This window comes from Ferrovum myxofaciens, assembly GCF_013181415.1.
In the GTDB taxonomy this organism is placed as follows: Bacteria; Pseudomonadota; Gammaproteobacteria; order Burkholderiales; family Ferrovaceae; genus Ferrovum; species Ferrovum myxofaciens.
On record NZ_CP053676.1, the window covers coordinates 1903241 to 1924973 of the forward strand.

The window sequence follows — 21733 nt, forward strand, 5'->3', positions numbered from 1 at the left end:
CTGGCATTCTTGCTCTCGGCCAGCGCGTTATCGTTGCTGTGGCGCGAGCGTGATTTGGTTTGCTCGATCCGCAGTTTCTCAAGGATCGCAGCCACCGGGCCATTGATGTACTCAGAGCCGTTGTCCGAGTGGAACCCTCTAATTACAAAAAGGAAACTGTTCGATGACCAGTTCCAGTACGGGTAACAAAAATGCCTCGCTAATACCCTGCACGCACGCCTCGACTTGCCATTGGCTCACAGAGTCAACGCAGGTGATGTGATACACGCCCTTGATGCCGTCAAGATCGCCCTGGTGGACGGTGTCGATACGCACAAAACCGACTCTCCCGTTGGGGCGTGGCACTTTGCGTACACCGATGTGATTGCACACCGGATTAGTCTTGGCGAAAACTACCCGCAAGGCTTGATAGCCCGTGCTTTTGCGCAGGTTGTACAGGTGCGAAACCGACAGGCCGACCAGCCGCTCATAGCGCGCGTCGCCATAGACGCCGTAAGCGCGCTGCAAGAGGTGCGCAATGGCCGGGCCGCACACGTCTTCATTGGCCTTGTCCATCTCGGCGAGCAGCGCGATATCGATAGCCGTGTATTTGCGCGCAAAGGGGGAAGCAGGCGCACGGTAGCGTTTGGACAGGGGTACGGTAGCCAAACGGTTTGTGTGCCACTGGGTGACCAAGCGGGTGACTTGCGCGCGGCTGTAGCCGCTGGTGACTTGCAGGTACTTCAGCAGCACACCTTTCTCTCGCTTACCCTGCCCGGGATAGTCAAAGCGCTTGAGCACGCGGCTGATGTGTTCATAGCGTTCGCTGTCGTCACCAGACTTGGTGAATTCAACCTGGAGGCAGCCACTGAGAAATTGCTCAATCTGCTCAATCGTGCAAAGCCGTGTTTCGTTCATGTTGATCATCATCCTTGCAATGATCAACCCACTTCTTCAATCGACCTCAGATTATTCGCTTCAGGCTCATTCCTCGTTGGAAATACAGCCATCCTTCAGGCTCATACCACATTGGATAAGGCTGTTAGTTCACCGTTGGGTCCAATGGTGGCATCATTCAGGGTGGAGGTGCCATAACGTCCGACCCCATTTCCGTATAATCCGCTGATCTTGAAGTCCAGGGTATGGGGAATGATTTTCAGGACTGACCCAAAGCCCATGGAGCCGGCCCAACTGCTCTGTCCGGCAGCCGTGACATTGGCATTGGAATAGGTACCGTCAAAGTTGCGCAGCATGCCAAATACTTCGTAGTGACCTAAATTGGTTTCCATGGCCAGTTTGCCAATGATATCTGGAAATTTGTTGACGGAGTAATTGCCAGGGGTCAACAGTCCACCCGCTTGGGCGGGGAGGGTGTAACTGTTGAGAACCCCATTAGGAGTGGACCCGCCTACGCCAGAAGTCTGGGATTGTTCCAGGGAAATCGCTGCCCAGTATTTTTTATCCCAGTCTTTGACGACGCGAATCTGGGCTTGCCGGTTCCACACGAAGCCGGGCATGTACTCTGCGTCGATGACGACGGGAATTTCTTCATTGCGCGGGGTGACCCCTTGGGTGTTCAGGACTGCCAGGGACCAACTCTGTCCCGCCAGCATATGCCACCCTTTGTCCATCCAGTCGATGTTGGTGTACAGATGCCGGACGCGGGCCGTATAAGAATTGCTCTGGGTGCCGTTGGCCGTCGGGCTGTCTCCCAACCAGTCCATTTCGTAGTATCCAGTTACCAGGGTATTCTTGTCCGCATTCCCCTGTGCCATCACCGAGAAGCGAGACTGGCGAGCCGTGGCGTTGAAACTGGACTGATTGTAATAGCCTGAAGCCGCCTGCTGGGCTTGTGTTGGTGTGAGCAGCAGGTTACCGGGATTGGGGTTGAAGGGGATCTTGCTGAAGGGTGAGTTGATGTCTGCCTGCAGATTGCTGCTGCGTATCGCATTTTCTTCCGCCAGATACCCGCCGAAGGCCAGGGTGACGCCATCCATGATAAATCCGCCCTGATTTTTATTGGTGGTGGGAATCAGGTCCCACTGGTCCTGAATGGCCTTGAACTTGCCGGAGATCTCGAAAGTCTGGGCCTGGAGTTGCTGATGCTGGCCTTCAAGTTCCTGGTTTTTAGTGGAAAGTTCTTGGGTCTTGTCCACAATTTGCTTGTTTTTGTCGGCAATTTCCTTGTTCTTATCCGCAATTTCCTTGTTCTTTTTCTGGATCTCTTCCATCTGCGCCTTCATTTCCTGCAGGTGTTTTTCCAGGTCATTGACCTGCTGCTGCATCTGCTGGATTTGTTGATCGTCGGCGAAGGCCGTGGGGAGTACCAAGGCCGCTAGTAGAGCCGCAACGGTTCGTTTGGTGGTTAAACCATTTTTCGAGTGGCCCGGACGGGGTCTCGAGGGGAATGAGTCATATCGCGTATTTGACATGGAATATTTTTCCAAATTAATGGGTTAGGTACGGTACTTCGATGCTTCCGTAACACTTTGACATAGGTTTATGACCGAACCATGACACTTAAATGACACTTTTGTGACAACCTGAAAGGGTTGCCCAGCGTGAAATCTCGGGTCACTGGGTTCTGGGGTAGAATGGCGCCATTGTTCTGGAGTGTTGCCATGACCGAATTGCCCCTCTCTGCCGATCTGAAAAGTACCGTTCTGATTGAAGCGCTACCCTATATCCAACGTTTTCATGGGAAGACCATCGTGATCAAGTACGGGGGGAACGCCATGACGGACGTCGCGTTGCAGGAAAAATTTGCACGGGATGTGGTGTTGCTCAAATTGGTCGGGATGAATCCGGTGGTGGTCCATGGGGGTGGGCCCCAAATCGGTGAATTATTGAAACGGGTTGGCAAGCAAAGTGAGTTCATCCAGGGGATGCGGGTCACGGACGATGAAACGATGGACGTGGTGGAGATGGTATTGGGGGGACTGGTCAACCAGGACATCGTCACCCTCATCAATAAGGCGGGTGGGAATGCGGTGGGACTGACCGGCAAGGATGGCAATTTCATTCACGCGCGCAAGTTGATGCTCAAGGCGCCCGATACCTCGGACGAGGCCATCGACATTGGCCAAGTAGGAGAGGTGGTGCGCATCGATCCCGGCATCGTCAATCTGCTGTGTCATCAGAACTTCATCCCTGTGATTGCGCCGTTAGGCGTGGGCGAGCAGGGCGAAGCGTACAACATCAATGCAGATCTGGTGGCGGGCAAGTTGGCCGTGACCCTGCAGGCAGAAAAACTGCTCTTGCTCACCAATACGGCGGGGGTTCTCGATCAGGCCGGCGAGGTATTGACCGGACTGAACGCCCAGCGGGTGCAGGCCTTGATCCAGGATGGCACCATCCGGGGAGGTATGCTGCCCAAGGTGGCGTGTGCGCTGGATGCGGTACAGAATGGAGTCAAGACCGCCCATATCATCGACGGGCGGGTCCCCCACGCAGTTCTTCTGGAAGTATTGACCGACGAAGGGATTGGTACCCTGATTCGCGGGGCCGCAGCCAACCGCGGGTCTTGAACCAACCGGGGCTCAATCCAGATCAGGCATGATACGCTTCATGAATTCGTCGAAGAGAGGAACGGTGAATGCTGTATCTCCGTGATTGGGGCTCCAGACCATGCCCTTCGCGATGAGTTGACTGCGCATGGGGGCCAGTGCCGTGACTTTGCGTCCCAAGAAGACTGCAATATCGCCTGAGCGGTGAGGGCCGGGACCAAGTTCGGCCATCACGCGCAGATAACGCTTTTCCGAGGGAGTGAGGCGGTCGAAGCGTACCCGAAAAAACCCCTCATCCAAGGCAGCCGTCACCGATGTTGTGGCTTGTTCCACATCCTTTTGGGTGATGGGCGAAGATCGGGCGATTTCCCAGGTATGCTTGCCCCATTCCTGCAGAAAATAAGGATATCCCTGAGTGTCCTGAATGATTTTTACCAACGCGGCTTCACTGATGGTGACGCCCTCGCTGGCCGCAGGTTTGACCAAGGCCAGCCGCGACGATTCCGGGTCGAGAGGGCCAATTTGAGGAAAATCGAACAAGCGCTCGGCATAGGATTTTGCCTTACCCATCCGCCCGCGTAACTGGGGCAGACCCGCGCCCACCAACACGATGGGAAGGCTGCGTTGGGCGCAGCGATGCAGGGCTGTGATGAGCGCGGCCAATTCTTCTTCCCGGACATATTGAAGTTCATCGATGAACAGGGCTAAGGCTGTCTTCGCACTTTGGGCGGCCAGACCGATGGCTTCCAGAAGTACGGTGAGGTCATTCTCGAGGTCACCATTGTCTGCCAATCCGGGTTCGGGTTCTAGGTCAATGCCAACTTCGATATCCTGATAGCGCACCTTGAGGGCTTTGACAAAACCGGATAAACCACGCAGGGCGCGTTGGGCCAACGCTTTGGCCTGTTCCTGATGGGACAAGCGCAATAATGCCAGACGCAATTGAGGGGCCAGAAGGGCAGGTAAAGAGCGACCCTCCGGGGCTTCGGTACGAACCGTGTGGAAACCGGCAGTTTCAGCGTCATCACGCATTCGGTCCAATAGGACAGTTTTCCCTACCCCCCGTAAACCGACCATCAAGACACTTTTACTGGGCTTTCCCAAGCGAATCCTGGCCAGCGCGATGTGTACGGTGGACAGTAAGGAATCCCGTCCCGCCAATTCTGGAGGGGGGGTGCCCGCGCCCGGCGCGTAGGGGTTACGAATAGGATCCATGGGTGAATTATAGGAGGTTTATCTAAAGTTATCAAAAAAACCTAAACTTGTTATAAATGAAAATTTCCGGCCTGACGAGCGGCAAATGATAATTTGCGAATTGACGGAAACTTTTAGCCTTTTCAAGGACAATCTGGGAGGAAAAAGGTATCATGACCCTCTGCGGGTCTGGGCGTCTGTCGGGCTTGGATAACGATTCAGGCAATGGCTCGAACTGGGATAGGGTGGACACAATGTTGACAGATTTAATGACCAAAGTGAAGTTACCTCGTGGCATATTTGTGGGCGGTGAATTTGAAGGGCGTCAGCACAGTCCTCTGGATCGAATCCTGGGGGAATTTGATCGTGCCTTGCGAACCCTGGCTGCCCCTGCTCTGGGCACCCGTTCCAATCCGGCGCGCGGGTTGCCGGAAGCCGATCTTGATGCGCAGGCGCGTCAGCACACGGCTCGCCTCATGCGCATCAACCACACGGGGGAAATTTGTGCCCAGGCACTCTATCAGGGACAAGCCCTGACCGCCCGGATTTCGGCCAACCGGGAGGCCCTGCGTGGTGCTTCGGCCGAAGAGGTGGACCATCTGGCGTGGTGTGAAGCGCGGATTGGTGAATTGGGTGGACGGACCAGTTTCCTCAATCCACTTTGGTACGCAGGGTCATTGGCCTTGGGCGTAGCGGCAGGGTTGGCCGGAGATCGTTGGAGTCTAGCCTTTCTCAAGGAGACGGAACGGCAGGTGGAAGGACATTTGGCAGGACATCTGGCCCTGATTCCCGCCGCCGATCAGCGCACCCGCGCCATTGTGGAACAAATGAAAAAGGACGAGGCCGGGCATGCCGAACTGGCCCAACGCCTGGGGGCTGCAGAATTTTCACCCTCCCTCAAATGGGCCATGCGCCTGTCGTCCAAACTCATGACCCGGTCGGTTTATTGGGTTTGAGTCAGCAGGGAGATACGTTTCCAGGCCCCTGATCGCCAGCGAGTCCAGAGGGCCAATCCCAGACAGAAAGCGTAGACAAAGGCGGCCATCCATCCCCCAGTGGCACCCCATCCCCATTGGGGCAGGAAATTGACCCAGCCCTGCCCGGGAGAGAAAGTCAAAGCATGACACAGGGGCAGGAAAATCCCCCAGGAACAGGCCAGCAGGAGCAGGGTGGGAACTTTGACGTCGCCCGCGCCCCGCAGGCAGAAAGCACTGGACAGATTGAGCGCATCAAACACTTGATATCCTGCGGCAATCCACAGTAAAGGAATGCAAAGCGCCATGACCTGCGCGCCTTGGGGGTCGCCCGGCGTGAGAAAGGGGGGGATGACCCAGGTTGCCGACAGAGCCAGCAGGACGCCCACCACTCCCATGTAAACCACGGCCATGCGAATGATGACGCGGGCGCAGGCCTCGGCCCAGGATTTATCCCCCGCTCCGATGGATTGTCCCACGAGGGTGGTACCCGCCAAGGCAATGCCAATGGCAGGAAGATAAGAAACCGAGGTCAGCATCATGACGATTTGGGTGGCGGCTCCATCGATGGCACTCAATTTGACCTGCATGAGTTGGAAAAGTCCCAGACCCACCACATCCATGGCGGGGAATAAACCCGTGGGAAAGCCAATGGCGAAGACTTGACGAATCGAGGGCCAATGAGGTCGCCAGGTTTGCCCGGTATGAAAGCGGGAGCGAAAGGCGGGGCGCAGGAATACGGCGCCTGCAATGAGGACGCCGATGGCCTGGGCAGCGGTGCTTCCCCAGGCGGCCCCGGCCATGCCGAGATGCCAGTGAAAAATGAACCACTCGTTGAGCAGCGCATTGCAAAGGGCAACCAGGGCCATGATCCAGAGGGTATGACGGGGCTGGCTGATGCCGTTGAAAAAAGAATTCAGGGCGAAGAGCAGGGTAGACAGGGGCCCCCCCAACATACGTGGAAACCAGAAAGATGCGGCCAGATCGTGGACTTCGGGAGGGAGATCAAAAATCGCCAGCAGTGTCGGTCCCGCATATCCAATCAATAAAAACAGGGGGGTAGTGGCCAAGGCCGCCCATAACCCACTCCAGGTAGTGCGCCCGACAGCGTTGAGGTTTTCTGCGCCGAAATGCTGTGCCACAATGGCCTGAACCCCGATCCCGACTCCGCCCAGCAACAGAAAAAACATGAAAATCAGGTAATAACAGGCAGCCATGGCGGCCATGGCGGTGGTGGAAAGGTGTCCAATGAACCAGGTGTCGGTCAGGTTCAGGATAACTTGCAAACTACTGTTCAGGAACAAGGGCAAGGCCAGTGCAAACACGGCACGCAGATCCACATGGCGATGCCCCTTCAGGTCCAGACGCAGGGCAGGAAGGGTGTGCCCTGCCACGGTGGGGGTGGGCATTAGTTGCAGCGTATGCGGGCAAATTTACGCTTTCCTGCCTGCAAGGTCATTTCAGTGCCAGAGAAAAAACGCAGAGACTGATCCGTAGCCTTTTCTCCATCGATGCGAATGCCTCCATTATCCATCAGACGGCGGGCTTCGGAGGTGGTGTTGGTCAGTCCGGCACGGTGCAGGAGTTGGGAGAGCAGTAAGCCTTCATCGCCCACAGAAATTTCGGTGAGAGGCAGATCATCGGGCAGGACATGGTCCCGAAACCGGGATTCAAAATCTTCCAGGGCCTGTTTGGCTGCGTCCTGGCCATGGAAGCGCGCGACAATTTCCTGGGCCAGGCGAACCTTGATGGTGCGCGGGTTGAGTCCTTCTTCAACCTCGTGCTTCCAGCGGGTCAGGGTGGTCAGGGATTCAAAGGAAAGCAGTTCCAGATAGCGCCACATGAGGGAGTCGGAAATGGACATCAGTTTGCCGAATTGGGTATCGGGAGGGTCTTCGATGGCAATGAAGTTACCCTGGGATTTGGACATCTTATTGATTCCGTCGGTGCCCTCGAGCAAGGGCAGGGTGAGGATGCACTGGGGGCGTTGTCCATGGTGTTTTTGCAATTCCCTGCCCATCAAAAGATTGAATTTCTGATCCGTGCCGCCGATTTCCAGATCGGCTCTGAGTGCCACGGAATCATATCCTTGAACCAGAGGATAAAGAAATTCGTGGAGCGCAATGGGTTGTTCCGCGCGATAGCGTCTGGAAAAATCATCCCGTTCCAGCATGCGTGCCACGGTATGGGTAGCGGCCAGGCGAATCAGGCCTGCGGCGCCCAACTCGTTCATCCAGGTGCTGTTATAAGCCAGGGTCGTTCGATGGGGGTCAAGAATGCGAAATACCTGGCTTTGATAGGTAGCGGCATTGAGCGCAACCTGCTCCGGTGTCAGGGGAGGACGGGTGGCATTACGTCCGGTGGGATCCCCGATCAGCGCCGTAAAATCGCCAATCAGAAAGAATATTTCGTGGCCCAGGTCCTGCAGCGTCTTGAGCTTGTTCAACAGGACGGTGTGACCGAGGTGCAGATCCGGTGCCGTGGGGTCAAACCCCGCTTTGACCCGCAGGGGTTTCCCTTCCCGAAGTCGTTGCCGGAAGTCTTCTTCGGGGAGGATTTCGTCGGTACCCCGGCGAATCTCATCCCAGGGGTCAATAGCGGATAACTTTTTGTCATTCATGGGGAATTGTGCCTGCGTCAGGTTTCTGTTAAACTGGCGCGCATGAACTCAATCAAGCAACGCGCACAAGCGCTCAAACGCTGGATTCTAACCCAAAACACCACCATCGATGCGACGGATGCTCGTCGCAGCGGGCAGGTTGCGACCCTTCTCATGATGGTGTTCGGGGTGGCGATGGCTTTCGGGATGACTCCTGGGGTGTCTCTGCAGACAGTCCCTCTGACGCCGGTGGTCGAGGATATGACGGCGAATCCGGGAACAGTAACGCCCACACCAGGAACTTTCATCCAGCAGGATCAGGTTCGTTCGGGCGATACTTTGGCTGCTTTGCTGTTCCGTATGGGGGTGAGCGACCAGGCGGCCCTCGATTTCATTGCAACCGACAGCAAAGCTCGGGTCATCTATCAGCACATGGCCCCCGGCAAACCCATTCGCGTGGAACATGCGGCCAACGGCGATCTGGTTTCCCTGCGTTTTCCCTACGGTGACAAAGGGACCCTGGTGGTATCCCGTACCCTTTCGGGTTTTACCTCCAGTTTGGTGGGTGAGGGAGATTTGCACCGTGTCATTCAAGCCAATGGGACCATTCACAGTTCCCTTTTTGCCGCAGCGGACAACGCGGGCATTCCAGATAGCGTGACGCGCCAATTGACCCGTTTGTTTTCCACGGATATCGATTTTCACAATGACCTGCGTTCCGGGGATACCTTTTCCGTAGTCTATGAAGCCACCCAGAATGATTTTGATCAGGTGGTGCCGGGCAGGATTTTGGCCGCCGAGTTTGTCAACAAGGGCGTGACGATCCGCCGTGTCTATTATGAAAGTGCGGAGGGAGGAGGGGACTACTATACCCCGGAAGGGCATGGTTCCAAGGCCTCTTTCCTGCGCTCTCCCATTGAGTTTTCCCGTATCACCTCAGGCTTTTCTGCAGCGCGCTTTCATCCCATCCTGAAAACCTGGCGAGCCCATAAGGGCATTGATCTGGCGGCCCCCAAGGGGACGCCCATCGTGGCCGTCGCCAATGCCACGGTGACCTATGCGGGATGGCGCAATGGTTATGGAAACATGATCGAGTTGCATCATGCCAATGGGATCGATACGGTTTATGGGCATCTTTCGGCTTTCGCAGGTGGATTGCATGCCGGAGAAAAAATTCATCAGGGCGACCTGATTGGTTATGTGGGCATGACGGGTTGGGCCACCGGTCCTCACCTGCACTATGAATTCAAGATCAATGGCGTTCAGCACGACCCCCTGGGTCCCGAAGTGCCACGCTTTGCCAGCACCAACCTGACCGGCCATGCCCGTGCCCAGTTCCTTTCGGCCACGGCGCCGTACCTCAGGCAACTTGATGCCGTACGCGGCAGTGCCATCGCCCGCTTCGAATAATTCCGGATCCTCCCTCTATGTGGGGTTGATGTCAGGGACCAGTCTCGATGGAATCGATGGGGTTCTGGCGGATTTTTCTCTGCCGGTTCGGCCCAGGGTCCTGGCTCAGGCACAGCGTTCTTTTTCGGTGGATCTGCGCTCGGACTTGCTGGATTTGACCCAACCAGGGATCAATGAATTGGAGCGCGCTGCTCACCTGTCCCAGACCCTTTCCTCACTCTATGCCGAAGTGGTTCATGAACTGGTCCAACGGGGCGGGCAGGGGAATTTTTCGGTGGCGGCAGTGGGGTGCCATGGGCAAACGGTACGTCATCGTCCGGAACAGGGATTCAGTCTCCAGTTGGTGAATGGGGCTTTGCTGGCCGAACTGACCGGTATGACGGTCATTACCGATTTTCGTTCGGGAGATATCGCTGCCGGTGGGCAGGGTGCACCGCTGGTTCCCGCCTTTCACGAGGCACTGTTCCGTCATTCCTCGATTCCCCGTTTGATTCTGAATCTGGGTGGCATCGCCAATCTGACCTTGCTCATTCCAGGACGGGTTACCCGAGGCTATGATACCGGCCCGGCCAACCTGTTGATGGATGGCTGGATTGGACGCTGCCTGGGGCAGGCCTTCGATCGCGAAGGTGGCTGGGCGGCGCAAGGCCACTGTCATCCGGTCTTGCTGGAATCCTTGCTGGCCCATCCATTTTTTCAGCGCAGTGCGCCCAAGAGTACCGGACGGGAAGATTTTTCACTGGAATGGCTGGCAGAGCACGGGGAATGGGTGTTTTCACTGCCGCCTGAGGATGTTCAGGCGACTTTACTGGAATTGACCGCGCGCTCGGTGGCTGCTGTGGTGCAGGCAGAGTGTCGGGAGCACAGGGGTACAGAACTGTATCTCTGTGGGGGCGGTGCCCTGAATACCCAATTGACGAAACGCTTGCGGATTCTGATGCCCGAGGTTCGGGTGGGGCGCACGGAGGATTTGGGCGTGCCGGTGCAACAAGTGGAAGCCTTGGCTTTTGCCTGGTTGGCATGGGCGCGTGTGCAGGGGAAAGCAGGGAATCTGCCCGAGGTGACGGGCGCGCGCCATGGCGTGGTGTTGGGCGCGCTTTATTCTCCCCCTTCCTGAGGCGGGGGACGCCGCTTGGCGCGGGGATGGGCCTGGTCATAGACTTGAGCCAGATGCTGGAAGTCAAGGTGGGTATACACCTGAGTCGACGTGATATGGGCGTGTCCCAATAATTCCTGTACCGCGCGCAGGTCGCCGCTGGACTGGAGCAGGTGGGAGGCAAAAGAATGACGCAGAACGTGGGGATGGACCCGGTCGTCCAGACCCAATTGGCGGGTGCGCAGTGTTACGCGCGCTTCAATGGCGCGCATGCTCAGGGCTGAACCGCGGATACTGACAAATAAGGGGGTCTCTGGCGTCAGGGGGCGCAGGGGGTGATGGGACAGCCAGAGTGTCAAGGCTTCCCGGGCCTTTTGGCCCACGGGGACGATGCGGAATTTATGGCCTTTACCCAATACCCGTACCAAACCTTCACTGGGATTCAGGTCCTGTATGCGCAGATGGGCCAATTCTGCCAGACGCAAGCCAGAGGAGTAGAACAATTCCAGCAGGGCTCGGTCCCGTTCGTCCAGCATGCGGTCCCCCGGTACATCCATCAACTTGCTGGCCTGGTCCGGTGAGAGGGCATGGGGCAAGGAGCGAGGTGATTTGGGAGGGGGCACTCCGTGGCAGGGGTTGAGGGCGGCATGATGAAATTTTGCCAGGTAATCAAAAAACCCGCGCCAGGCCGACAGGCTACGGGCCAGACTGCGACCGGACAGCCCCTGTCCATGTAATTTTCCCAGGAGGCGACGGATATGTTGGGCGGTTACCTGGGTAAGATCCCCGTGGGCAACCAACAACTGGTTCAGATCGCGCTGGTAACTGGAGATCGTGCGCGGGGACAAGCCCCGTTCGAAGCGCAGTTGATCGAGATAGGCGCGAATCAGGGAGGGTGAATCAGGAATGCTCATGGGCGCGCAGGGATGTACTGATCAGGTCAGTGATGCGCTGCAGGTAGAAGATGCCCATGTCCGGATAAAAACGGTTTTCGTCGGGGGAGGCCAGCAGTAAGGCGCCAAAAGTTTCACTGTCCCGCAGGGGCAACAAAGCAAAGGATTTCAGGCTGGGGGCCACCAACTCACCAAACCACTGATCGCACTGTACGGGCGTGTGGTGTCCGCAGCGGGGGGTTTCCACATGGGCGATGGCTTCCTTCTGGACCTGGGCCACGGGCTGGAAGGCGGGATGTTCAAGAAGGTCGGCCTGAATTCCCCAGAGGCGCAGAGCGACATGGGGGATTTCGAAGTGATGCAGCATTTGGTGCTGAATGGTGTCGAGAACGCCCTTCAGCGTGCGCTGAACCAGCAATCGCACCGCCAGTTGGTGAACCTTGCCACTGATATTGTCATTGGTTTCGGCGTAGCCGATCAACTCGGACAGACGCTGTTCCAGAGTGCGGTTTTTGTCACGCAGGGTCAGTAGTTGACGCTCGCTCAAAGAAACGGTGTGGTTTCTGTGCGGGTGTGGAATCTGAATTTCATTCAATACTGCTCCGTGCAATATGAAAAACTCCGGGTTGTCCTTGAGCCAGGAGGCAACGATTTCAGCGTCCAGCATGGGTAAGTTCCTCGATGTTCGGGATGTGGACGATCCCGGTATAAACGGTGACAGCAGGGCCGGTCATCCACACGGGATGTCCAGTACCCTGCCATTCGATGAGCAGTTCTCCGCCGCGGGTCGTGACCTGTACGAAAGGATCCAGTTCCCCCAGGCGTTGACCCGCCACCACGGCAGCACAGGCTCCTGTACCGCAGGCCAGGGTTTCCCCGGAACCGCGTTCATGAACACGGAGATGGATATGAGCGCGGTCCACGATTTCCATGAATCCGGCATTGACCCGTTCCGGAAAAAAGGGATGATGTTCGATCAGCGGACCTTCCAGGTCGACAGGGGCATGGGTGATTTGTTCGACCACCTGCACGGCATGGGGATTACCCATGGACAGAACGGAAAAAGTGCGAATTACGTTCCCAATGGCCAGGTCATAGGTGGGTTGAAGCGCAGGAACCAGAAAGGGGATGCGGACAGGATCGAAGAGAGGGGTGCCCATGTTGACCCGTACTTCTCCCCCCGGCAGCAATTCCGGTTCAAGTATGCCCGCCAAAGTTTCGACGCGCAGGCGGGTGCGCTGAGTCAGGCCCTGGTCATGAACGTAACGGGCGAAACAACGGACACCGTTGCCGCAGTTGGCAACTTCTCCGCCATCACGATTGAAAATCCGGTAACGAAAGTCATTCGTAGCGTCCTGTGCCGGTTCTACCCACAGAATCTGATCACAGCCTACGCCGAAATGGCGATCCGCCAACCAACGCAGTTGAATCGAGGTCAGGGCGAGGGGGGTCCGTACTCCGTCGAGTACGACAAAGTCATTGCCCAAACCCTGCATTTTTGTGAATGTCAGTGTCCCCATAGTCCCCGTATCGGGTGATGTCAAAGGTGAAATGCTACGCTTTTTCTGGCTCACTGGGTAGATTGGGGGGGCGAAGGCCCATCGTAAGGCGAGGGTTCTCCGGGGGGGCGGGTCTTGAACCGTTTGTGTGACCACAGATAATTGGCGGGTTGTTCGAGGATACGATCCTCGATGAAGTGGTTCATGCGGCGGGTATCCGCCCCATCGTCACCGCTGGGAAAATGTTCCCAGGGGGGGAAGAAGGTGACTTCAAACCGTCCCGCCTCGAAATTGAGATGGACGACGCAGGGAACGACCGATGCTTTGGCTAATTTGGTCATCCGGGCCAAAGCGGGGACGGTGGCGGCTTTGACCTTGAAGAAATCCACAAAAAGCGAATCTTTGGGGCCAAAGTCCTGATCCGGCAGGTAGTAGAGCAACCAACCCGGTTTGAACGCCCGTAATACGCTGCGCAAACTGTCCTGGCGGGCAAAAATCAGCCCTTTCCCCCAGCGTAGTCGGCGTTCGCGGATCAAGGTATCGAGGGTGGGATGCTTGATTTTTGAATTGATGGTGATGACGTCAAAATCCAGGGTCAGGAAGGGGCCAATGGTGTCTACCCCGAAGAAATGGGGCGTGAGCAAGATGACTGGCCCCTTCGTTTGAGCATGGCGCACCTGTTCCAGGCCCTGAAAATGAATCAGGGCGCGCAGACGCCGTTCGGAAGCGAACCAGGCTATCCCGAGGGCCAGGGCGCTGGTGACAAATCCTTGAAAATGACGGAGAGCCACTTGACGGCGTTGGGCGTCACTCCACTGGGGAAAGCACAATGTCAGATTGATGAGGGTAACGCGACGCCGTTCGCGGGCGAGGGCAAAGGCCAGACTGCCGAGCAGGCGACCGGGGATCCACAGAGCCTTGAGGGGTAGCCAGTGGAGTAACCAAAGCGGGAAAAAAATCAGGCGCATCATGGCGCTAACGGGATTGCTGGTACAATTCCCGGCTGCAGTACTTTTCCAATTTTTGATAAAGGGCAGGGTTTGCCATGAGTGAGTATATTTTCTCTTCGGAGTCGGTATCCGAGGGGCATCCGGACAAGGTGGCCGATCAGATTTCTGACGGGGTTCTAGATGCCATTCTAACGCAGGATCCCCATGCCCGGGTGGCTTGTGAAACTTTGACCAGTACTGGCCTCATCGTTATTTCCGGCGAAATCACCACCAAGGCACAGATCAACTACATCGATGTGGCACGGGACGTGGTACGGCGCATCGGCTACAACAGTTCCGACATCGGTTTTGATTATCAGACCTGCGCGGTGTTGACGGCACTCAATCGGCAAAGTCCGGACATTGCTCAGGGGGTGGACGAGGGGAGTGGACTCGACCTCGATCAAGGGGCGGGAGATCAGGGCTTGATGTTCGGTTATGCCTGTGATGAAACCGACACGCTCATGCCTTTGCCCATCCATCTGGCCCATCGTCTGGTGCAGCGCCAGTCAGAATTGCGCAAGGACGGGCGGCTGCCCTTTTTGCGTCCGGATGCCAAATCCCAGGTGAGCGTTCGCTATGTCAATGGGCAGCCCGCCTGTATCGAAACGGTGGTTCTCTCGACCCAGCATCATCCCGAAATTTCCCATCAACAACTCACGGAAGCAGTGATCGACGAAATCATCAAGCCGGTGCTGCCCGCTCACCTGCTGGGACCCAATACCCGTTATCTGGTCAATCCTACCGGGCGCTTCGTGATCGGAGGCCCCATGGGGGACTGCGGTCTCACCGGGCGCAAGATCATCGTGGATACTTATGGAGGCGCGGCCCGTCATGGCGGGGGAGCATTTTCGGGCAAGGATCCTTCCAAGGTGGATCGTTCTGCCGCCTACGCCATGCGCCATGTGGCCAAGAATGTGGTGGCTGCCGGGTTGGCACGCCGATGCGAAGTGCAAGTGGCTTACGCCATCGGCGTTGCCCGCCCGGTCAGTTTGATGGTCAATACCTTCGGAACCGGGAAACTCCCCGACGAAAAGCTGGCCCAACTGGTTGAGCAGCATTTCGACCTGCGTCCCAAGGGTATCATTCAGTCCCTCGATCTACTCCGCCCCATTTACAGCAAGACAGCAGCCTACGGTCACTTTGGACGGGAAGAGCCGGAGTTTACCTGGGAAATGCGCAATCGCATCCAGGCACTACAGGCCGATGCCTGAGTTTGGATTGAGCCAATACACAACGAATGAAGGGAGAGTTTCAATGAACGCGATTCCACAGATTTTGGCCGGTGATTTCAAGGTTGCCGACATGACGTTGGCGGCATGGGGCCGCAAGGAAATCCAGATTGCCGAGAATGAAATGCCAGGGCTCATGGCCCTGCGTGCAGAATATGCCGAGCACCAGCCGCTGCAGGGGGCACGTATCGCCGGTTGTTTGCACATGACCATCCAGACCGCCGTATTGATTGAAACACTGGTGGCCCTGGGGGCGGAAGTCCGCTGGAGTTCCTGTAATATTTTTTCCACCCAGGACCAGGCAGCGGCAGCCATTGCCGCCGCAGGGATTCCGGTATTTGCCTGGAAGGGAGAAACTGAAGAGGAGTTTTGGTGGTGCATCGAAAAAACCATTTTTGGGCCAGAAAACTGGTTGCCCAATATGATTCTGGATGATGGAGGGGATCTGACCCTGGTGATGCATGACAAGTATCCTCATCTGCTCGAATCCATCCGGGGCATTTCCGAAGAAACCACCACCGGCGTGCATCGTTTGAATGAAATGCTGAAGCGTGGAGAATTGAAGTGCCCGGCGTTCAATGTCAATGACTCGGTGACCAAGTCCAAATTCGACAATTTGTACGGATGTCGTGAATCCCTGATGGATGGGATCAAACGGGCGACTGATGTGATGATTGCCGGAAAAGTGGCCGTGGTGGCTGGGTATGGCGATGTGGGCAAAGGCTGTGCCCAGGCCTTTCGCGGACTGGGTGCCACGGTGTGGATCACGGAAATCGATCCCATCTGTGCCCTGCAGGCGGCCATGGAGGGGTATCGGGTAGTGAACATGGACGAAGTGGCGGCTTTGGGTGACATCTTCGTCACCGCAACCGGCAATGTGGAGGTCATCACCCACGCCCATATGCAAGTCATGAAAAATGATGCCATCGTATGCAATATCGGTCACTTCGACTCGGAAATCGATATCGCCTCTCTGCGTAAATACCACTGGGATAACATCAAACCGCAGGTGGATCACGTCATCTTCCCTGATGGCAAGCGTCTGATCGTATTGGCAGAAGGACGTCTGGTCAATTTGGGATGCGCGACAGGACATCCAAGTTTTGTGATGTCGGCTTCCTTCACCAATCAGGTCATGGCCCAGATCGAATTGTGGAACAATCACGGCAAATATCCCGTGGGCGTATACATTCTCCCCAAGACACTGGATGAGAAGGTGGCCCGCCTGCATTTGAAGCGCATCGGCGTGCAACTCACCTTGCTGACGGAAAAGCAGGCTGAATACCTCAACCTGCCTGTTACGGGGCCCTACAAACCCGAGCATTACCGGTATTGAAGCCATGAATCACGCGCATTACGAGCGGGTGTTCAGTTTCGAATTTTTCCCCCCCAAGACCGCCGAGGGGGCGGAAAAACTTCGTCATACCCGGCGCCAGTTGGCGCAGCTCAATCCGGCTTTTTTTTCCGTGACCTATGGCGCAGGGGGCACCACCCAGGACCGTACTCTGGAAACCGTGGTGGAGATTCAGCAGGACGGATATCCCGCTGCGCCTCATCTGTCCTGTATTGGCGCGACCCGGGACAGTTTGCGCCAAGTCCTGGCACTCTATCGTCACCACGGTATTCGTCATCTGGTGGCCTTGCGCGGGGATTTGCCTTCCGGAACCCTGGGCGGCGGCGAATTTCGTTACGCCAGCGACCTGGTGCGTTTCGTGCGTGAAGAAACGGGAGACCACTTTTTCATTGAGGTGGCAGCCTATCCCGAGGTGCATCCACAAGCCCATTCAGCGCAGGAAGGGATTCGCCATTTTCAGGAAAAAGTCGAGGCAGGGGCTGATTCAGCCATTACCCAGTATTTTTACAATCCGGATGCTTACTTCAGTTTTGTGGAGGATTGTGGTGCAGCGGGGATCACCGTGCCGATTGTGCCAGGGATCATGCCCATCGCCAATTTTTCACAATTGAGTCGCTTTTCCGATGCCTGCGGTGCTGAAATTCCGCGCTGGATCCGTCAAAAAATGCAGGGCTATGGGGATGACAGTGCTTCCATCAAGGCTTTTGGTCTGGAAGTGGTGACACACTTATGTGACCGGTTGCTGGAGGGTGGGGCGCCTGGGTTGCACTTTTATACCATGAACAGCGCAGGGTTGACTTCGGTCATCTGGGAACGGCTGCATTTGACTTGAAGAAGGGGAATGCCATGCATTCCCCCTTCGAAGCGATGCGCGTCTCTTACCGGACTGCGCGAAAAGCCCCGTCGTTCAGGGCGGGGATGAATAGCGCGGATGCCGAAGGCATCCATCTTCGTTTCCTATAGTGGCGTTTGCTGTTGCTCGATATATTGTTTGATGATGCCAATCGGCGCACCTCCACACGAAGAGGCAAAGTACGATGGCGACCACAACACATTTTTCCAATACCGCTTTTTCAAGTCGGGCCGCTCTTTGCGTAACAACCGGCTGGATACTCCTTTCAGGCTGTTCACCAGTACGGACACCGCCAGCTTGGGCGGATACTCCACCAACAGATGCACATGATTGTCCTCCCCATCCATTTCCACTAGGGACGCTTCCATGTCTTCGCAGACCTTGCCGAACATCCGGCGCATCCGGTCGATGGCATCGCCGTCAAACACTTTGCGGCGATATTTCGCCACAAAGACCAAATGGACGTGCATCTTGAAAACGCAATGCCTGCCGTGTCGAATTTCGTTTCCTTTTTCCATAGACCAAGTATAATTCAGCCATGAAACGCTTGCAAGCATTCAAATACGAACTACAGCCTAACGGCGAACAAGCCCGCTCTATGCGCCGCTTTGCCGGGTCATGCCGTTTCGTGTTCAACAAGGCGCTTGCAATGCAGAAGGCCATCTACGAGGGCGGCGAAAAGAAGCTGGGCTATGCCGGGTTGTGCAAAGAACTCACCACTTGGAAAACTCAACCGGAAACCGCTTGGCTCAAAGAAACACATTCGCAAGTTTTGCAGCAATCACTCAAAGACCTTGAGCGTGCCTACAAAAACTTTTTCGATAAGCGTGCCGACTTTCCACGGTTCAAGAAAAAAGGCATGGGCGACAGCTTCCGCTATCCCCAAGGATGCAAGCTAGACCAGTCTAATAGCCGGGTATTCCTGCCAAAGCTGGGATGGCTCAAATACCGCAACAGCCGGGACGTGCTGGGAACAGTCAGCAACATCACCGTGTCGGCCAACGGCGGCAAGTGGTTCGTGAGCATCCAGACCGAGCGCGAGGTTGAGCAGCCGGTGCATCCGGCCACAAGCATCGTCGGCATCGATGTGGGTATCACCCGCTTTGCAACTCTGTCCGATGGTAGTCATATCGAACCGCTCAACACCTTCAGGAAGCACCAGCAAAGGCTTGCACGCTACCAGCGTGCCATGTCTCGCAAGACGAAATTCAGCAGCAACTGGAAGAAGGCGAAAGCCCGCGTCCAGAAGATTCACACGCGCATCGCCAATGTCCGCAAAGACTTCCTGCACAAGACCACGACCACAATCAGCAAAAACCACGCGATTGTGTGCATCGAGGATTTGCAGGTACGGAATATGTCCAAGTCCGCAGCAGGCAGCAGCGATTCGCCAGGGCGCAATGTCAAAGCCAAATCTGGCCTGAATAAATCCATCCTCGATCAGGGGTGGTTCGAGTTCAGGCGGCAACTGGAATACAAGCAGGTTTGGCTGGGCGGCGACGTGTTGGCGGTTCCCGCACGCAACACCAGCCGGACGTGTCCGGCCTGCGGCCATGTGTCGGCAGATAATCGCCAGACACAAGCCAAGTTTGCGTGTGTGGATTGCGGCTATGAGAACAACGCCGATGTGGTTGGCGCTATCAATGTTTTAGAGCGAGGGCATCGCTTGTTAGCCTGTGGAGAATTGGCGCAATCAGGCCGTTCCGTGAAGCAGGAACCCGCCGAAGCGACTACACAGGGGCTTGCCCTTGTGTAGCGCCGTAGGAATCTCCGGCATTCATGCCGGGGAGGATGTCAAAGTCCCAAATTGATCAATGCTGACTTGTTTTCGGGACCCTGACCCAGTACCAATACCTTGAATAACTCGCCCATTTCTGCTGGACTCAGAAGTTTTTGGACCGCACTGACTGCGCGATAGTCCGCACTGGTTTCTCCGTGTACTTTTTCCAGTTCATGCAGAATCCCCTCTTCAATCAACCAGGCCGCCTGTGTTTGCCAGGTTTCGATTTGCAGGCCTGCCCGGCGGGCCGCCCGGGCCACCCGGGTAAAGTCCACATGGGCCGTGACGTCCTGAAGTCCAGGGTAAAGAAAAGGATCGCCGTGGGCATGATGCCGATAGTGACACATCAACGTACCCCCGCTGCGTTGGGGATGGATGAATTCCCGCGCCGGGAAACCATAATCGATAAAAAAAGCCCGACCGGCTTTCAAAGTTTGACCCAACAACGTCATCAGTCCCTCTGCGGCCAAACCGACTTCAGTATCATAGGGCTCGGGGTAACCGGTCATATCTGGCATCCCCTCGAGAAGGGGGGAGTTTGCGGGCAGGGGCCGAGTTTGCCAGTGCCAACCCTCTTTCGTCACCGCAACACCCCATTGGTGCCATTGCCTATTCTGCCAACGCAAACGTTGGACGGGTAGAGCATCCAGCACTTCATTGGCCAGTACGACGCCTTCCAGTTCCGCTGGCCAATGTTCCAGCCATTCCACTCTACGTTGCAAGTCTGGAGGCAGTTGACGGATATTTTCCTGTTGTCGTTCTCGTAAGTCAGTACTTACTTCCAGGATTGCGTAACGTTTCGGCAGGCTATCTTGTTGTTCCAAGGCTTTCAACAGGTCTTGGGCCAACTGCCCCGTACCGGCACCCAGTTCGAGTATCGTGGTTTTCTGTGGATCCAATTCCCTGAGGGTGCGTGCAATGGGATGGGCCAGGGTGCGGGCAAAGAGGGAGGTCATCTCCGGGGCCGTGGTAAAGTCTCCGGCGGGTCCCAATTTGACGGCTCCTGCCGCGTAGTAGCCCAATCTTGGTGCGTAAAGAAGCAGGTTCATGAAATCGGCAAAGTCGATCCATCCTCCTGCTTTGTCGATGGCGTCATTGATATGCCAGATTAATTGCTGGCTGTGATCTCTTGCCGCAACACTCGGCAGCAATGCCTCAGTGGAATACCATTCCAATGTTCAGCCCTCAAATAGCGCGCATCATACTCCTATTTGATAACATGACGATCTTTGCAGGATTATAGGAAATGACGATGGGCTTTTTCTGGCAGATTGCGGGATTTTTCCTGCTCCTGAATGTTGCCTGGTACCTGACCTACTCGGACAAACTCTGGGTGTACGTCAGTGGCTTCGTGCTCATGGGTTTACTCATGCTCTACTCTCTGTTTGTCATTTTCAAAATTTTGCGCAAAGATCCAACCTCCCCTTCCGATGAGTAATTCCCGCAGTTCCACCTTCATTCGGCTCCAGGAAAGACTGCGCAGTGCCCTGGGCAAGGCATTGGGAGACTACGCCATGATCCAGGACGGGGATAGGGTGATGGTCTGTCTGAGTGGGGGGAAAGATTCCTATGCCCTGCTGACACTTCTGCTGGATCTGCAAAAGCGCGCGCCCATCACATTTGAACTCGTTGCCGTCAACCTGGACCAGAAACAACCGGGTTTTCCTGCGGATATCCTTCCTGCCTACCTGGATCAGCTGGGCGTGGATTACCGGATCGTCGATGCGGATACCTACGCCATCGTCAAGGAAAAAGTCCCGGCGGGAAAAACCACCTGCTCTCTCTGTTCGCGTTTGCGCCGGGGGGTCCTGTACCGTACTGCCAAGGTATTGGGGGCTAACAAGATTGCTTTGGGTCACCATCGCGATGACATGGTGGAAACCTTTTTCCTCAATTTGTTTCATGGGGGACGACTGAAAGGCATGCCCCCCAAACTCGTGACCGACGACGGACATCATGTCGTGATACGTCCCTTGGCCTATTGTCGCGAAGAAGATTTGGCCCGCTACGCGCGCGGGATGGAATTTCCCATCATTCCCTGCAATCTGTGTGGTTCCCAGGAAAATTTGCAACGCCAGGCCATCAAACAATGGTTGCAGGACCAGGAAAAGGCGCATCCGGGACGCACCGACAATATCTTTCTGGGGTTGCAGTCGGTCACGCCCTCTCACCTGGCTGACCGCCTTCTCTTTGATTTTGTCGGATTGATTCCCTCGCACCAGCCAGAACCGGAAGGAGATACACTCTTCGATTCCGCAGGCGAGCGAGGGGCACTCCATCTGTCCCACGCCGAAGGGCGACACCTGCACTTCGTGAAAGCTGGAAATTTTGCTAGAATGAAAGATTGATTATGGAGAATTCGCCCCCAATGGGCG

21 protein-coding genes are annotated in these 21733 nt (G+C 56.0%); 10 read left to right on the forward strand and 11 right to left on the reverse strand.

Annotated features, from left to right (window positions below):
• Positions 1-138 precede the first annotated feature (138 nt).
• Both HO274_RS09305 and HO274_RS09310 read right to left on the reverse strand, forming a co-directional pair.
• On the reverse strand, positions 139-897 hold the full coding sequence (locus HO274_RS09305) for a hypothetical protein (protein WP_273119020.1): 759 nt from the start codon (positions 895-897) through the stop codon (positions 139-141).
• Between the two features lie 101 nt (positions 898-998).
• Entirely contained in the window at positions 999-2411 is a 1413-nt protein-coding gene (locus tag HO274_RS09310) for a hypothetical protein (protein ID WP_273119022.1), read from the reverse strand.
• A 189-nt stretch (positions 2412-2600) separates the two neighbouring features.
• On the opposite strand from HO274_RS09310, the gene argB reads away from it, so the two are divergent.
• Positions 2601-3506 carry an acetylglutamate kinase gene (argB, locus tag HO274_RS09315; RefSeq protein ID WP_031595570.1) on the forward strand — a complete coding sequence of 302 codons (906 nt, stop codon included), beginning with the start codon at positions 2601-2603 and terminating at the stop codon, positions 3504-3506.
• A gap of 12 nt (positions 3507-3518) precedes the next feature.
• On the opposite strand, the gene HO274_RS09320 is transcribed toward argB, so the two are convergent.
• Positions 3519-4700: an ATP-binding protein gene (locus HO274_RS09320; protein WP_273119025.1), complete on the reverse strand. Its 1182-nt coding sequence runs from the start codon at positions 4698-4700 to the stop codon at positions 3519-3521.
• 248 nt (positions 4701-4948) lie between these two features.
• On the opposite strand from HO274_RS09320, the gene coq7 reads away from it, so the two are divergent.
• Positions 4949-5635 carry a 2-polyprenyl-3-methyl-6-methoxy-1,4-benzoquinone monooxygenase gene (gene coq7 / locus HO274_RS09325; protein ID WP_273119028.1) on the forward strand — a complete coding sequence of 229 codons (687 nt, stop codon included), beginning with the start codon at positions 4949-4951 and terminating at the stop codon, positions 5633-5635.
• On the opposite strand, the gene HO274_RS09330 is transcribed toward coq7, so the two are convergent.
• Together HO274_RS09330 and tyrS are read right to left on the reverse strand one after the other, a co-directional pair.
• On the reverse strand, positions 5623-7062 hold the full coding sequence (locus HO274_RS09330) for an MATE family efflux transporter (RefSeq protein ID WP_051861849.1): 1440 nt from the start codon (positions 7060-7062) through the stop codon (positions 5623-5625). The two genes, coq7 and HO274_RS09330, sit on opposite strands and share 13 nt — an antisense overlap.
• On the reverse strand, positions 7062-8273 hold the full coding sequence (gene tyrS / locus HO274_RS09335; protein WP_051861847.1) for a tyrosine--tRNA ligase: 1212 nt from the start codon (positions 8271-8273) through the stop codon (positions 7062-7064). The genes HO274_RS09330 and tyrS overlap by 1 nt, the downstream gene beginning before the upstream one ends.
• Positions 8274-8315: 42 nt before the next feature.
• Between tyrS and HO274_RS09340 the strand changes: the two genes are divergently transcribed.
• Both HO274_RS09340 and HO274_RS09345 read left to right on the forward strand, forming a co-directional pair.
• Positions 8316-9662, forward strand: a complete 1347-nt coding sequence (locus HO274_RS09340) for a M23 family metallopeptidase (protein WP_051861844.1) — start codon at positions 8316-8318, stop codon at positions 9660-9662.
• The gene (locus HO274_RS09345) at positions 9625-10779 is read left to right on the forward strand and encodes an anhydro-N-acetylmuramic acid kinase (RefSeq protein ID WP_082783409.1); all 1155 of its coding nucleotides are present in this window, start codon (positions 9625-9627) and stop codon (positions 10777-10779) included. The genes HO274_RS09340 and HO274_RS09345 overlap by 38 nt, the downstream gene beginning before the upstream one ends.
• Here HO274_RS09345 and HO274_RS09350 read toward each other — a convergent pair.
• From HO274_RS09350 to HO274_RS09365, 4 genes are read right to left on the reverse strand one after another with little or no spacing between them, the layout of a single operon-like run.
• Positions 10761-11672, reverse strand: a complete 912-nt coding sequence (locus HO274_RS09350; protein WP_031595558.1) for a tyrosine recombinase XerC — start codon at positions 11670-11672, stop codon at positions 10761-10763. The two genes, HO274_RS09345 and HO274_RS09350, sit on opposite strands and share 19 nt — an antisense overlap.
• Positions 11659-12318: a DUF484 family protein gene (locus HO274_RS09355; protein ID WP_031595556.1), complete on the reverse strand. Its 660-nt coding sequence runs from the start codon at positions 12316-12318 to the stop codon at positions 11659-11661. Before HO274_RS09355 ends, HO274_RS09350 begins: the two co-directional genes overlap by 14 nt.
• Positions 12305-13171: a diaminopimelate epimerase gene (dapF, locus tag HO274_RS09360; protein WP_062188287.1), complete on the reverse strand. Its 867-nt coding sequence runs from the start codon at positions 13169-13171 to the stop codon at positions 12305-12307. The genes HO274_RS09355 and dapF overlap by 14 nt, the downstream gene beginning before the upstream one ends.
• Positions 13172-13221: 50 nt before the next feature.
• A complete protein-coding gene (locus HO274_RS09365) occupies positions 13222-14121 on the reverse strand; it encodes an LpxL/LpxP family acyltransferase (protein WP_062188286.1) in 900 nt (299 codons plus the stop codon).
• 74 nt (positions 14122-14195) lie between these two features.
• Here HO274_RS09365 and metK point away from each other — a divergent pair, with 74 nt between their 5' ends.
• From metK to metF, 3 genes are read left to right on the forward strand one after another with little or no spacing between them, the layout of a single operon-like run.
• Entirely contained in the window at positions 14196-15353 is a 1158-nt protein-coding gene (gene metK, locus HO274_RS09370; protein WP_031595553.1) for a methionine adenosyltransferase, read from the forward strand.
• A 43-nt stretch (positions 15354-15396) separates the two neighbouring features.
• A complete protein-coding gene (gene ahcY, locus HO274_RS09375) occupies positions 15397-16707 on the forward strand; it encodes an adenosylhomocysteinase (protein WP_031595552.1) in 1311 nt (436 codons plus the stop codon).
• A gap of 4 nt (positions 16708-16711) precedes the next feature.
• Complete coding sequence (gene metF / locus HO274_RS09380) at positions 16712-17557, forward strand: methylenetetrahydrofolate reductase [NAD(P)H] (protein WP_031595551.1); 846 nt, start codon at positions 16712-16714, stop codon at positions 17555-17557.
• A 125-nt stretch (positions 17558-17682) separates the two neighbouring features.
• On the opposite strand, the gene tnpA is transcribed toward metF, so the two are convergent.
• Entirely contained in the window at positions 17683-18096 is a 414-nt protein-coding gene (gene tnpA / locus HO274_RS09385) for an IS200/IS605 family transposase (RefSeq protein WP_273119043.1), read from the reverse strand.
• A gap of 20 nt (positions 18097-18116) precedes the next feature.
• Here tnpA and HO274_RS09390 point away from each other — a divergent pair, with 20 nt between their 5' ends.
• Positions 18117-19334, forward strand: coding sequence for an RNA-guided endonuclease InsQ/TnpB family protein (locus tag HO274_RS09390; protein WP_273119051.1), 1218 nt, complete (start codon positions 18117-18119; stop codon positions 19332-19334).
• A gap of 38 nt (positions 19335-19372) precedes the next feature.
• Here HO274_RS09390 and HO274_RS09395 read toward each other — a convergent pair whose 3' ends face one another.
• On the reverse strand, positions 19373-20533 hold the full coding sequence (locus tag HO274_RS09395; RefSeq protein ID WP_197456281.1) for a class I SAM-dependent methyltransferase: 1161 nt from the start codon (positions 20531-20533) through the stop codon (positions 19373-19375).
• A gap of 71 nt (positions 20534-20604) precedes the next feature.
• Here HO274_RS09395 and HO274_RS09400 point away from each other — a divergent pair, with 71 nt between their 5' ends.
• Positions 20605-20796 carry a hypothetical protein gene (locus tag HO274_RS09400; protein ID WP_062187218.1) on the forward strand — a complete coding sequence of 64 codons (192 nt, stop codon included), beginning with the start codon at positions 20605-20607 and terminating at the stop codon, positions 20794-20796.
• Positions 20789-21706, forward strand: coding sequence for a tRNA 2-thiocytidine(32) synthetase TtcA (gene ttcA, locus HO274_RS09405; protein ID WP_035416961.1), 918 nt, complete (start codon positions 20789-20791; stop codon positions 21704-21706). Before HO274_RS09400 ends, ttcA begins: the two co-directional genes overlap by 8 nt.
• Positions 21707-21733: the final 27 nt, after the last annotated feature.